Source organism: Aliterella atlantica CENA595 (genome assembly GCF_000952155.1).
In the GTDB taxonomy this organism is placed as follows: Bacteria; Cyanobacteriota; Cyanobacteriia; order Cyanobacteriales; family Chroococcidiopsidaceae; genus Aliterella; species Aliterella atlantica.
In genome coordinates this window covers 75,120-88,586 of the sequence record NZ_JYON01000009.1, presented here as the reverse complement: position 1 = coordinate 88,586, position 13,467 = coordinate 75,120, and the positions used below count along the sequence as shown (strand labels likewise).

10 protein-coding genes are annotated in these 13,467 nt (G+C 42.7%); 7 read left to right on the top strand and 3 right to left on the bottom strand.

What is annotated here, in order from left to right:
* Positions 1-10: 10 nt before the first annotated feature.
* A complete protein-coding gene (locus UH38_RS10405; protein ID WP_045054592.1) occupies positions 11-751 on the top strand; it encodes a phycobilisome rod-core linker polypeptide in 741 nt (246 codons plus the stop codon).
* Between the two features lie 62 nt (positions 752-813).
* On the top strand, positions 814-1,578 hold the full coding sequence (locus tag UH38_RS10400; RefSeq protein ID WP_045054591.1) for a phycobilisome rod-core linker polypeptide: 765 nt from the start codon (positions 814-816) through the stop codon (positions 1,576-1,578).
* A 183-nt stretch (positions 1,579-1,761) separates the two neighbouring features.
* Here the strand turns inward: UH38_RS10400 and UH38_RS10395 are convergent, their stop codons facing one another.
* Positions 1,762-2,580 carry an acyl-CoA desaturase gene (locus tag UH38_RS10395; RefSeq protein WP_045054590.1) on the bottom strand — a complete coding sequence of 273 codons (819 nt, stop codon included), beginning with the start codon at positions 2,578-2,580 and terminating at the stop codon, positions 1,762-1,764.
* A 79-nt stretch (positions 2,581-2,659) separates the two neighbouring features.
* Here UH38_RS10395 and UH38_RS10390 point away from each other — a divergent pair, with 79 nt between their 5' ends.
* Positions 2,660-3,892: a methionine gamma-lyase family protein gene (locus tag UH38_RS10390; protein ID WP_045054589.1), complete on the top strand. Its 1,233-nt coding sequence runs from the start codon at positions 2,660-2,662 to the stop codon at positions 3,890-3,892.
* On the opposite strand, the gene UH38_RS10385 is transcribed toward UH38_RS10390, so the two are convergent.
* A complete protein-coding gene (locus UH38_RS10385) occupies positions 3,889-4,482 on the bottom strand; it encodes a Uma2 family endonuclease (RefSeq protein ID WP_052672336.1) in 594 nt (197 codons plus the stop codon). The two genes, UH38_RS10390 and UH38_RS10385, sit on opposite strands and share 4 nt — an antisense overlap.
* A 342-nt stretch (positions 4,483-4,824) precedes the next feature.
* Between UH38_RS10385 and UH38_RS10380 the strand changes: the two genes are divergently transcribed.
* From UH38_RS10380 to UH38_RS10365, 4 genes are all read left to right on the top strand, one after another.
* Positions 4,825-5,655 (top strand): tetratricopeptide repeat protein, encoded by an 831-nt coding sequence (locus tag UH38_RS10380; protein ID WP_045054588.1) that lies wholly within the window; start codon positions 4,825-4,827, stop codon positions 5,653-5,655.
* 95 nt (positions 5,656-5,750) lie between these two features.
* Positions 5,751-8,162: a two-partner secretion domain-containing protein gene (locus UH38_RS10375; RefSeq protein WP_045054587.1), complete on the top strand. Its 2,412-nt coding sequence runs from the start codon at positions 5,751-5,753 to the stop codon at positions 8,160-8,162.
* The gene (locus UH38_RS10370) at positions 8,155-9,870 is read left to right on the top strand and encodes a ShlB/FhaC/HecB family hemolysin secretion/activation protein (RefSeq protein ID WP_045054586.1); all 1,716 of its coding nucleotides are present in this window, start codon (positions 8,155-8,157) and stop codon (positions 9,868-9,870) included. The genes UH38_RS10375 and UH38_RS10370 overlap by 8 nt, the downstream gene beginning before the upstream one ends.
* Positions 9,822-12,527, top strand: a complete 2,706-nt coding sequence (locus UH38_RS10365) for a CHAT domain-containing protein (RefSeq protein WP_063124293.1) — start codon at positions 9,822-9,824, stop codon at positions 12,525-12,527. The genes UH38_RS10370 and UH38_RS10365 overlap by 49 nt, the downstream gene beginning before the upstream one ends.
* A 7-nt stretch (positions 12,528-12,534) precedes the next feature.
* Here UH38_RS10365 and UH38_RS10360 read toward each other — a convergent pair whose 3' ends face one another.
* Positions 12,535-13,464 (bottom strand): DUF928 domain-containing protein, encoded by a 930-nt coding sequence (locus tag UH38_RS10360; protein ID WP_045054685.1) that lies wholly within the window; start codon positions 13,462-13,464, stop codon positions 12,535-12,537.
* Between the last annotated feature and the right edge of the window lie 3 nt (positions 13,465-13,467).

The window sequence follows — 13,467 nt, the reverse complement described above, 5'->3', positions numbered from 1 at the left end:
AGCTAAAACTATGTCTATTCCCTTACTTGACTACAAACCCTCCTCGCAAAACCAGCGAGTAGAAGGCTATGAAGTCCCAGGCGAAGATACTCCTTGGATTTATCGCATTGAAGACTGTAGCAATCCTAACGATGTGCTGGAGTTAATTAACGCAGCTTATCGCCAGGTGTTGAGCGAACACCAAATTTTGCAGTTCAACCGTCAAGTTCAACTTGAATCGCAACTCAAAAACCGCTCGATTACCGTGCGCGACTTTATTCGAGGATTAGCTAAATCCGACGCTTTCCGTAATTTAGTTGTAGAAACTAACTCTAACTACCGCGTAGTGGAACTTTGCCTCAAAAGATTGCTAGGCAGATCCCCATATAGCAAAGACGAAGAAATTGCTTGGTCGATCAAAATTGCTACCCTAGGATGGGGCAGCTTTGTTGATGCTTTAATCGATAGCGAAGAGTACCGCAGCAGTTTTGGCGATAATACCGTACCATATCAGCGCCGTCGCTATAAAGATCGCCCGATCAACTTAGTTACACCGCGTTATGGCAACTACTGGCGCGACAAACTCGAAACTGAGCGCTACAAGTGGGGCGATATCAATAACTATATGGATATGGCACGCAGCCTAAATATCAGAGTAGTTACACCCCAACCAGTTCAAACAGCTAACATTCAAATTCCTGACATGACGCGGGATAATAAGGAAGCAGCCGTTTCAGTCAATCCTTCGGCTAGTTTTCCAGTACGGTTATAACAGTCAAATTTTTGACTTTTAACCATTTAATTTATTAACCTTACTAAACGGAGATAAGCAGCATGGCACTGCCGTTGCTTGAATACAAACCCACAACCCAAAATCATCGCGTCCGCAGCTTTGGCAAGGCAGATTTAAACGAAGAAACTCCATACATCTATCGCATTGAAGATGCGGATTCTGTAACTGCAATTCAAGACATTATTTGGGCAGCCTACCGCCAAGTATTCAGCGAACACGAGATTTTAAGAGCAAACCGTCAGTTGCAACTAGAGTCTCAAGTCAAAAATCGCAGCATTACAGTCCGCGACTTTATCCGAGGACTTGCTAAGTCAGCGCGGTTCTATGATGTAGTTGTTTCGGTTAACAATAACTATCGCCTCGTAGATATTTGCCTCAAGCGTTTGCTCGGTCGTGCAGCTTACAATCAGCAAGAAGAAATCGCTTGGTCAATTAAAATTGCTACTCTAGGCTTCTACGGCTTTGTAGATGCTTTGATGGATAGCGAAGAGTACACAGAAGCTTTTGGCGACAATACCGTACCATACCAGCGCAAGCGGATGGAAGGTCGTCCTTTTAACTTAGTTACTCCTCGTTACGGCGAAGACTTCCGCGAAACTGCTGGTACAGTGAAAAATGACTGGCGCTTTACTTTGGAGCAATACTATAGCAGCAAGAGCAAAAATCGCCGCCTGCCAGAAGGAGATCCTGGCAAGTACCGCGAAATGGCAGCATCAATTAACAAGCAAAACAACTACGCGCAAAGAGTCTCTGCTTTTGACCTCGACTACTTGAGCTTAGTACCTACTCGCACAGTCAAACGCTAAATTCATTTTAGAATTGCTCGATCGCACTTTCTGGGCTTAGTTTCTATTTAAATATGGCAATTACCTAGCATACAAGTTAGATTTTGTCAATTTTAAAGGGCAACTAAGCCCAGTAATTTTTTACAAAAAAAATCGCATCACAAGACTGACGCGATTTCTTATTATTTAAGCAATTTTAATAAATTATTGCTCTTTTGTGGCTAACTTTACGTTCGTTGCCAAGCCTAGCATTTGCAAGAAGCGAATAGTTAGCCAAGTTAGGTCAAATTCCCACCACTGCAAGCCATGACGAGCCGAGTATTGATAAGCGTGGTGGTTGTTGTGCCAGCCTTCACCAAAAACGAGTAAAGCTACCCACCAGCAATTAGTAGAATCATCACCTGATTCGTGGCTGCGATAGCCAAACTTATGTGTAGCACTATTTACTAGCCAAGTGCAGTGATAAACTGCTACTACACGCACAAAAATTCCCCAAATTACAAAGGGCCAGCCGCCAAGCAACAACAGCACAACTCCCAAAGCAACTTGAATCCAAATCATGTTGTTTTGAAAAAACTGATAAACGGGGTCATCAGCAATATCTTTAATAAAGCGGGGAACCATCTCTTGAGCAGGTGCTTCGTGTAGCATCCAACCTAAGTGACTCCACCAAAAACCTTTTTTAGAATCATGGGGATCTAAATCTTGATCTGAGTACAAATGGTGAATGCGGTGCATCCCAATCCACTCAAAGGGACCTCCTTGGCAAGCAAGCGTTCCGCAAAATACTAGAAAATACTCTAGCCACTTGGGAGTTTGGAAGCTACGATGGGTAACAAGGCGATGGAATCCCAGAGTAATACCCAAGCCTCCAGTCACCCAGTAGAGAAACAGACCAACACCTACTGCTGCCCAGCTAAAGTTGCTAGGTAGAAGCGCAAACAAAGCGCCAATATGCAAAGCAGCAAAAAAAGCGATGTTAACCCAATTAATAGGGGTTTTGGTTGAGGTGGCAATCGTCATGCAGTAACCTTAGTACGAATGGTCTAGTCCGATCTACGCGAAGCCTTAAGATTCACGCATCTCGATGGCGAAAATAGAAATGAGTAACAGCTTTAATATCCTGCACGCAGCAGAACAAGCACTATTTCCAATTTTTTCTGGAATTGACTCCCAGGTCAAGCATAACCTGAAAAAAGTCTTAACGGCTTTTCGTCACCACCGCGTAGGAGGGCATCATTTTGCTGGAGTTAGCGGTTACGGTCACGATGATTTAGGCAGACAGACTTTAGATTTAGTATTTGCTCAGGTAATGCAAGCTGAGGCAGCGATAGTCAGAGTGCAGTTTGTATCTGGCACTCACGCGATCGCTTGTGCTTTATTTGGGGTTCTCCGCCCTGGAGATGAAATGTTGTCAGTTGCAGGTCCTCCTTATGACACATTAGAAGAAGTAATTGGCATTAGGGGTAACGCTCAAGGTTCACTACTAGAGTTTGGCATTGATTACCGCCAGTTGAATCTAACCAAGGAAGGAACGATTGATTGGCAGGGTTTGAGCCAATCTGTAAGCGATCGCACGTCTTTAGTATTAATTCAACGCTCCTGCGGTTACTCTTGGCGCTCTAGCTTATCTATTGCTGATATTGAAAAAATTATCGCGATCGTCAAGCAGCAAAACCCTAACACTATTTGCTTTGTCGATAACTGCTATGGAGAATTTATTGAAGATCGAGAACCAACGGCTGTAGGCGCGGATTTGATGGCAGGATCGCTAATTAAAAATCCTGGTGGCACAATTGTCACAGCAGGCGGCTATGTCGCTGGACGTGCTGACTTAGTAGAAGCTGCTGCTTGCCGTCTGACAGCACCAGGGATCGGTAGTTCTGGTGGTGCGACCTTTGACCAAAATCGCTTGCTATATCAAGGCTTATTCCTCGCTCCGCAAATGGTTGGCGAAGCAACCAAAGGCAATCACCTCACAGCTTACGTATTTGACAAGCTTGGTTATCCAGTTAATCCGCTGCCAATGGCTCCTAGACGTGATGTAATTCAAGCAATTAAACTAGGTTCAATGCAGAAATTAATTGCCTTCTGCAAGGCGATTCAACAGCATTCCCCGATTGGTTCTTACCTAGACCCCGTTCCTGGGGAAATGCCAGGGTACGAGAGCTTGTTAGTCATGGCTGGCGGCACATTTATCGATGGCAGCACCTCAGAGTTTTCTGCTGATGGTCCTTTGCGCGAACCTTATGTTGTATTTTGCCAAGGAGGAACGCATTGGACTCATGTAGCGATCGCTTTAGAAGCTGCGATTGAGGCTGTAGAAGCAGCCTAAACTTCTAATAAAATTTGTTTAGCCGTTAAAGCGAGTTCTGGAAAGGTTGGAGACACAATCTGCTCGTCACCTCTAAATACAGCTTCCTCATAAAAGCCTTCTATCAAGGTAAGTACCTTTACACCAGGTGGATACGTGGAACTGTTGGCAATAAAGTCTATAACCCAGTATTCAGGAATTTCGACAATATTATACTCAGCCCGTTTGCGGCGATGGTCAATAATTTGAGTTCCCTCACTAACTACCTCTACAACCAGAAGTGGAGGTGAATCTTCTAAAACCGCTGACTTATCTAGCAATCCGTGCCATTGAGCGTTCGTCACTACGCAAATATCGGGAATTCTTGATGTATCTCTTCTGCCTACTTGAGGAATCCGCACGCCAATCGAGCTATGTAAAGATATCCAGTCTTTACCCATTTGCTTGATTTGAGCTTTGAAAATATCATTGAGAGCATCAACGATTAAAGCGTGTTTGCCTCTAGCTAGCGGCATCTCTACTAACTCCCCATTGACCAACTCATAGCGATCGCCGTTATCTAAGTTACAGTATTCCTCAAACGTTAAGCGTCCTGTTGGTGCTTGAATCATCGCGATCGCTTCCTAGATAGCAAGAGTATTATCTTTTATTGTGGCTTACGGCAGGTAGTGAATTGAGCGATCGCTCAGTTAACTGCCATTGAAGCTGTACAAGCAGTCTAAGTTAAAGTAATTATCAAATGTCAAGCGTTCTATGGCTAATTGGCGCGATCGCTACCAAACTTAATTCTATAAAAAATTACGGCAAAATTTTCCGAAATTATCTAATTCATTAGTGTGTAATAGGTGGATTCTTCATTTACTAGCAATCTAAACATGAGTTTGCAAGGAAAATGATGTGAGCGCAAAACGGTTATTCACTAATACAAATTCCAAATTGAGGGGAATATTGTCATGCCCAATCAAATTGAGTCTAATACAGTCGAGGGGAGTAGCTCAAAGAATATAGAGGCGCTTTGTCCGCGCAGAACTTTGCTGTTAAGCGAACCAACAATACGTTGGAATGAAGTGCCGGAGGCAAATTACTATATAGTAAGGTTACTCAAGGGTTCAGAAATTTACTGGCAACAACAAGTAAGCGAAACAGAAATAGTTTATCCTAGCAATCCACCTTTAGAACCAGGAGTCATTTATTCACTAGCTATTGAATCTGATAATAATTTTGAGTCAGCAAGTGTTCTAGATACAGAATTGAAATTTAAGCTTTTAGACTCAACATCTGTGCAGAAAGTAGAAACTAGAACTAAGCAAACTAAAGAACTAAAATTAGCGCCAGAAGTAGAAGCATTTGTTTTGACTAATTTGTACTTAGAATATGGCTTAAATGCTGAGGCAATTGAGACTTTAGAAAAATTAATATCTGCTGGTACTCAAAGCTTCGCAGTTTATCGCACCTTAAGCAAACTTTATCGACACATAGGTTTGAACTTGCTTAGTGAAGAGCGCTCTAAAACAGCACTTGAACTTGAACCTGCTATCGATGCTACGGAACTCAAAATCTTAGAACAAGAGGTAACAAAAGTGTTAGAACAGCAATTTGATAGTAATATTATTACAGAACAAGAGGCTAATATTTCAGAGCAACAAGGCATCAATAAAGAAGTTTTAGTAGAAAGTCGGGAATTTTTATTCTGTGCCGTAGGACAACGTTGCTCATCTGGAGGAAAACAAGGAGTATGGTCTTTATCACCAATTCTTGGCTGCTACTGTCACATACAAGGTTAATAGGTTGACTATAATTGTTGCTTTTCTATAAAGACAAAAATAAATTGAATAGAAAAGCAACGCTCATTTGTGTATGTAGATGCTTCAGGAATTCTATGTCAGCCAATAAGTACCTCTATCAATTCTGTTTCATTACTACTGTTTCTATCTGTAATGCAATTATATCGCAGCCAATTTACTCGCAAGTTCGCAGCGATACAAGCTTATCTACAAAAGTTAATACATTAGACAACAGTAATTTTACAATTACTGGTGGCAGCAAAGTTGGAAATAATCTTTTTCATAGCTTTAAAGAGTTTTCTGTACCTACAGGCGGGTCGGCTAGCTTTGATAACCTACAGGGTATTAACAACATAATTAACCGAGTAACAGGTGGCTCTATATCTAATATTCAAGGTTCAATTCAAGCACAAGGTAATGCAAACTTCTTCCTACTCAATCCCAACGGTATTGTTTTTGGTCCTAATGCTCAATTAAATATACAAGGATCGTTTCTAGCAACTACAGCAAATAGTATCAAGTTTGCAGAGGGTCCCTCATTTAGTGCTAATGAAACTCAAAGTCAGCCATTATTAAACATCAATACCCCTACGGGTTTGCAATTTGGAGCGAATGTAAAACCCATTGTTAACCAAGCTCAAGTAGGAGGCAATGGTTTTGGTCTCCAAGTGAAACCTAACCGGACTTTAGCTTTGGTAGGAGGTGATATAACTCTGGAGAATGGAGCAATGTATGCACCAGGTGGAAGGATTGAGCTAGGAAGTGTTGATGATAATAGTTTCATAAGTCTAACTCCAGTTGGAGATGCTAGTATAGGCTGGCGTTTAGGATATGAAAATGTACAGGAGTTTCGAGATATTCTTTTGTCTAAAGCTCCTACGGAAAGTTATTTTCTACCTTCGATTGTTACTACAGATACAGATACTAACAAAACTTTTGGGCAAATTTACTTTCGGGGTAAAAACATTACCATTACAGATACTTCAATAGTCTCAAGCTTGAGCCTGGGAACAGCACAGCGTGGAATTATTGATATACAGGCTTCTGAGTTTTTGGAGGTGAGCAAGAGCAGTCAATTGTTTAGTAATGCTAACTTGAACAGCCCAGAATTAACAGGAAGTTCTGGTGATATCAAACTTGAAACACAGCGTTTACTTATTAGCAATGGTGCTTTTATTGATGCATCTAGCTTCAGTGCAGGACGAGGTGGAAACGTAACTATAAATGCCCCTGAATCAGTTGAATTAAGAGGTGGCGGGTTATTAACTCAAATAGCTACTCAAGCATTGGGTGAGGGTAATGCAGGAGAAGTGAAAGTAACAACAGGTAAGTTAATTATTAGCGATGGAGGACAAATAGCAAGTTCTACTTTCAGTGCGGGTGATGGTGGAAGTGTAATTGTAAATGCCAATCAACTTGTAGAAATTAGCGGGCAAGCCGAACAACCCCTCACTGGATTGTTGGCTGGAACCAGGGAACTTGCAACAGGAAACGGCGGCATCATAAAAATTGATACAGGGCGCTTGACAATCCAAAATGGGGGAACTGTATCAGTGGAGGCTACTGATAATAGTACAGGTCAGGCAGGAACCTTGGATATTAATGCTGTAAATTCTGTAGAAGTAAGTGGCAGAGGTAGTAGTTTGCGAGCGAGTAGTAATAGTCCAAAACCTGCGGGAAATTTAACAATAACTACCGATCAATTGCTCGTTCAAGATGGTGCTGAAGTTAGCGTCAGCAGTACAAATATTGGAAATGCAGGAAACTTGGAGATAGTTGCTCGTACTGTTAGTTTGGATAATGAGGGAAAACTTACAGCTACAAGTCCATCAGTCACAGGTGGTGGGAATATATCTTTACAGCGTTTAAACTCACTAACACTAAGGCGTGGAAGTGAAATATCTACCAGCGCTCAGGGTGAGGGAAATGGAGGTGATATTACTATCTCTACTAATTTATTAACTGCCTTAGAAAATAGCAATATCAAAACAACTGCTGAAAGGGGTAGAGGAGGAAAAATTACTATCACAACTCAAGGTATATTTATTTCCCCTGATAGCCTAATTGATGCCGCTTCCGAGCAGGGTATAGATGGTGTAGTAGAAATAGATAGGCTAGAAAACAACCCTGAAAATGCATTGCTAACTTTACCAGCAGAACCAGTAAATATCTCTGGATTAATTGCTCAAGGCTGTTCGTCAGGGGCAGGTAGTATAGCAAGAAGAGGTAGCGAATTTGTAGTCACTGGGCGCGGCGGATTGCCGCCTACTCCTAAAGAAGCTTTTAGAGGTGATGTTGCTTTGGTAGATTTGGGCAAACCAATTCAAACTGAAACAACTCAAGCACAGGTAGTTGCACCTACTAATCAAAAACCACTAGAATCAACACCACTTGTAGAAGCTCAAGGATGGGTAATAGGCTCTGAGGGTGAGGTAATGCTTACTGCTTCTGCATCTAACGTTACGCCCTCTATTCCTTGGATGCAATCTAATAGCTGTCATGGGTAATTACCCTTTTTGGTCGTCAATAGGCTTAATTTTACTAGCTAGCGCGATCGCAACACCCCTAAAAGCACAACTACCGCCACCTCAAGATGTGCTACCGCCCACCGAGCAAACCCCCGCACCATCTCCCACGCCCGCGCCGCTACCTCCTCCTGAAGATTTACTTCAACCTGCCCCCTCTACACCCACGCCTCCAGAACCCATCCCTGGCGAAGTACCAGCAACAATTACAGTAGAAAGATTTGAGGTAGAAGGAAGCACTGTATTTAGCCCAGAAGAATTTGCACGAGTTCTTGCCCCTTATACAAAAAGACCAATTTCCTTTGCCGAGCTTTTTCAAGCCCGTTCTGCTGTTACTCAGTTGTATGTAGATAAAGGCTATATTACTTCTGGCGCTTTGATCCCACCGCAAACACTCAGAGGTGGTGTAGTAAGAATTCAAGTAGTCGAAGGTAGCTTAGAAGCGATTAATATTACTGGCACTAAAAGGCTAAATCCAAATTATATCCGCGATCGCATTGCCATCCGTACAGGCAAGCCCCTCAACCAACAGCAACTACTATCCGCCCTGCAACTACTACAACTTAACCCGCTAATAGAGAACCTTTCTGCCGAGCTTGCAACTGGTTCTCGCCCTGGTACGAATATATTAGATGTCAATATTACAGAAGCACAAACATCCCATATTCAAATTCTGGCAGATAATGGGCGATCGCCTAGTGTCGGTAGTTTTCGCCGCCAAGTACAGGCAAATGAAGCCAACTTACTCGGATTGGGAGACAGCCTGAGCGTAGCTTACAGCAACACCGATGGCAGCAATAGTTTAGACACTAACTATACATTACCGCTCAATGCTCGCGATGGTACTCTTAGCTTTAGCTACGGAACCTCAGCTAGCGAAGTGATTGAGCCTCCCTTTAATGAACTCGATATTAACGCTAGCTCTCGCTACTACGAATTAACTTTACGTCAACCAATTATTCAAACTCCCAGCCAAGAATTTGCTCTGGGTTTAACAGCAGCACGTAGAGAAAGCGATGCTTTATTTTTTGGGGGAGTACCTTTTCCCTCCCCAGGTGCAGACGAACGAGGACGTACCCGCATATCAGCCTTACAATTTTTTCAAGAGTGGACTGCTCGTAACAGCAACGAAGTCATCGCCGCTCGTTCTCAATTTAACTTTGGCATTGGCGCTTTAGGTTCGACAATCAATGCTACTGCGCCAGATAGCCGCTTTTTTTCTTGGCGGGGACAAGCGCAATGGGTGCGTCTTTTGGCTGCTGATACTTTGCTGTTAGTCCGCGCTGACGTGCAATTGGCAGATAGAGCGCTCGTACCGTTGGAACAATTTGGACTTGGTGGTATTAATAGTGTTAGGGGTTATCGTCAGGACGCTTTACTGACTGATAATGGCGCTTTTGCGTCAGTTGAATTGCGTCTACCAATTTACCGCCAACCTCAACAACGATTAGTCGTACAGTTAGCACCATTTGTCGATCTTGGTACTACCTGGGACAACTCTAGCAGCGTTGACGGCAATACTTCCGAATCGAATACTTTAGCATCTTTAGGTCTTGGCTTACGCTGTCAATTGGGCGATCGCTTTACTGCTCGATTGGACTGGGGTATTCCTTTGGTTGATATTTCTTCAGGGGATAGAACATGGCAAGAAAATGGCTTATATTTTTCCGTAATCTACAATCCATTTTGACGAATTACTCCTGCCAAAAGGATTTTGCTAGCTGGAACTTGCTCGTCAAACTAACTCTAGCTGTAGCGATCGCGTATTTAGCTCCAGAACAACTACTAGCTGCTACTGTTAGGCAACCTATCGCTGCTTCTGTATCCGTATCCCAGATTCAAGGTACAGATAGTTTGCAGTTATTCCAAACAGGCAAAGAACTATACCAAACAGAACAGTTTGCACGAGCGATAAAAGTTTGGCAGCAAGCCCTACAAGCCTATCAAGCACAAAATGATATCGCCAATCAAGCGATGGTGTTAAGTAACTTATCTTTGGCTTACCAACAACTCGGACAGTGGGATGAAGCAAAAAAGGCGATCGCAAATAGTCTCAAACTGCTCCAAACAGACAAAGCTAAAAATCTACCCATCTTAGCTCAAGCACTCAATACTCAAGGTAGCCTGCAACTAGCTCTCGGACAACCTCAGCAAGCTTTAAATACTTGGCAGCAAGCAACAGCTAGTTATACCCAAGCTAAAGACGAAATTGGTATTGTTCGCAGTTTAATCAATCAATCTCAAGCACTACAAGCTTTAGGACTTTATCGCCGCGCTTTAGTAACTTTAACAACTGTCAATCAAAAGCTACAAAAACAACCAGACTCTCAACTTAAAATAGCAAGCTTGCGTAGTTTGGGTAATACCTTGCGCGTAGTCGGCGACTTGGAACAATCGCAACTGGTATTGCAGCAAAGTTTAGCTTTAGCTCAGAAGCTCAATTCAAATTCAGATATTGGTGCAGCTTTATTTAGTCTAGGTAATACCGCTAGAGCGCAGCAAGATATTAAAGCAGCATTGGGTTACTATAGGCAAGCTACAACAGCATCTACAGGAATTACTCAAACTCAAGCCCAGCTAAATCAGCTTAGTGTGTTAGTAGAAACAAATCAATTGAGTGCTGCACAAGAGTTGTTGCCGCAAATTCAAGCAGAAATTGCTAGTCTACCTCTCAGCAGTAAAGCAATATACGCACAGATCGATTTTGCTCAAAGTTGGCAAGAAATGAGCAAAAAAGGCAAGATTACTGCCTCTTTGCCAGCCATTGCTCAGTTATCAGCTATAGCTGTAAAGCGATCGCAAATTTTAGGAGATAAACGTGCAGAAGCTTACGCACTAAACAACTTAGGCGGATTGTACGAGCAAACAAAGCAGTGGAAAAATGCTCGACAACTAACAGAAAAATCGCTACTTATAGCTCAAGCAATTAATGCCCCAGATATAGCCTACCGCTCCTCTTGGCAGCTAGGGCGAATACTTAAAGCCCAAGGAAATACGGCAAGTGCGATCGCTACATATACTGAATCTGTCAATACGCTCAAATCCTTACGCAACGATTTAGTAGCGATTAACCCCGATGTGCAATTTTCTTTTCGTGAAGAGGTAGAACCAATCTATCGAGAGCTAGTAGATTTATTGTTAAGCGACAATCCGCCAGACACATTGTTAAATAAAGGTCGCCTCAACGTGCCAGTATCCTCAACTGTAAGTCAGCAAAATTTACTACAAGCTCGTAATGTAATCGAATCATTGCAACTAGCTGAGTTAGATAACTTCTTTCGGGAAGCTTGTATTGAAGCTAATTCAGTCTTACTTGACAGCATCGCCGATAAAGCAAATGCCAACGCCGCAATAATCTACCCAATTATTTTACGCGATCGCTTAGAAGTCATCGTTAAATTGCCTCAGCAACCTTTACGCCACTACACAATCGCTCAATCTCAAAACCAAGTCGAACAAACTATAGAGATGCTGCGCTACAAGCTAATCGAGCCAGATCGAGTTAAAGATGTCAAAGCCTTGTCCGAACAAGTATACAGTTGGTTAGTTCAACCTGTAGAAGCAGATTTAGCCAAAACCAAAGTTAATACTTTAGTATTCGTGCTTGATGGCTCGCTAAGAAATATTCCCATGTCTGTGCTATATGACGGCAAACAATACTTAATTGAGAAGTACGCAGTCGCCTTGAGTCCTGGCTTACAACTACTCGATCCCCAACCGTTAGCCAAGAAAAAGTTAACAGCATTAACAGCAGGGCTTAGTACCGCACTGATTGGTTCGCCTTATCCATCATTACCTGCTGTCAGAGAGGAATTCGAGCTAATCAAACAAGCTGGAGTATCGACAAATCAGTTACTCGACCAAAAATTTACCAGCAAAGCTTTAGCAACAAAGATCGATTCATCAGCTTTTAACGTAGTTCATTTAGCTACTCACGGACAATTTAGTTCCCAAGCGAAAGATACCTTTATTTTGGCTGCGGACGGACCAATTAATGTCAATCAACTAGACAATATCTTACGCACTCGCCCTCAAAAGAGCCAAGATGCGATCGCTTTATTAGTCCTAAGTGCTTGCGAGACAGCAGCAGGAGACAAACGTGCTGCTTTGGGACTTGCAGGAGTAGCTATTCAAGCGGGGGCGCGTAGTACCCTGGCTTCTTTGTGGCGAATTGACGATGAAGCTACTGCTATATTTATCGGCGAATTTTATCGAGAGTTAGCAAAACCAGGTGTTACCAAAGCCGAAGCCCTCCGCCGCGCTCAAGTAGCTTTTTTAAAACAGTATCCTAATTACAACCGCCCTAATTATTGGGCTGCTTATGTTTTAATTGGCAATTGGCTGTAAACGGGAGTTAAAAATTAACGATCTCTCCTCCTGCTGTTTTTTCTCCCTTGCTCTCACTTGCTGAGGTTGCAGCTACAACCGACTCAGATTGAACGTTGCTTAAACCTACAGATTGTAAAAGCTTTTGCCAATCAACTTCTACAGACTCATCTGGGAAATGCGATCGCATTGCTGCTAAATCTGCCACAGTATCATACCAAATACCGTTTTCAGCATAAAGAGCAATCTTTTGATAGGGCGTTGCTACGGCTATTTGTTCGGCAATATTTGAGTCAAGCTTGACTCGCTGCACCCAACCTTCGACAAAAATCGGACCAGACATAGTTTGCGCTTGGCAACGCACTTTAAAATACCAATGATACATCTTGCCCACTTTGAGTGGTGCGGACATAGATTCAAGACTCAAGCTCACAATACTAGGAGTTTGAGGCAGATTAATCGTCGTGCGATAAACATCGTTATCTTCCGCATCTTGCAGTACAAACTCGCCCGTCTGAGTTAAACCCTGTGCGTAAGGAACGTAAAACAAAAAAGTAGGATGACTTTTAGCTGTCAAACCCCAAACATTAGTTACTAGCCGAGCTTTTTGTTGCTCGTTAGTCATAAGTTTCTGCTCTGTTGGTACTAAAGCAGTCAAAGGTATATCTACATTCAAGCAATTGCTGCGACTGCCTGCGCCTCTGGCTCTGCCGCTAGGAATGCCTGTAAATGGTAACTTTGGCGAAACAAAACTTACTCTGCCCGATCGCCCAGGTTGCTTTTTTGATGACGAAACTGGTATTTGAGGTTGCGATCGCTTGGGAGTGCTATCGGCAAATTTATTGACATATTCAAATGTTTGTGCATCTGCTGCGTTCGTCCATGTTGTTTGAGCCAGTACCAATGCAAATGCACCGAGTTTATACTTGGTAAAACTGGCTGGTGCGGTCTTGTTCATAGC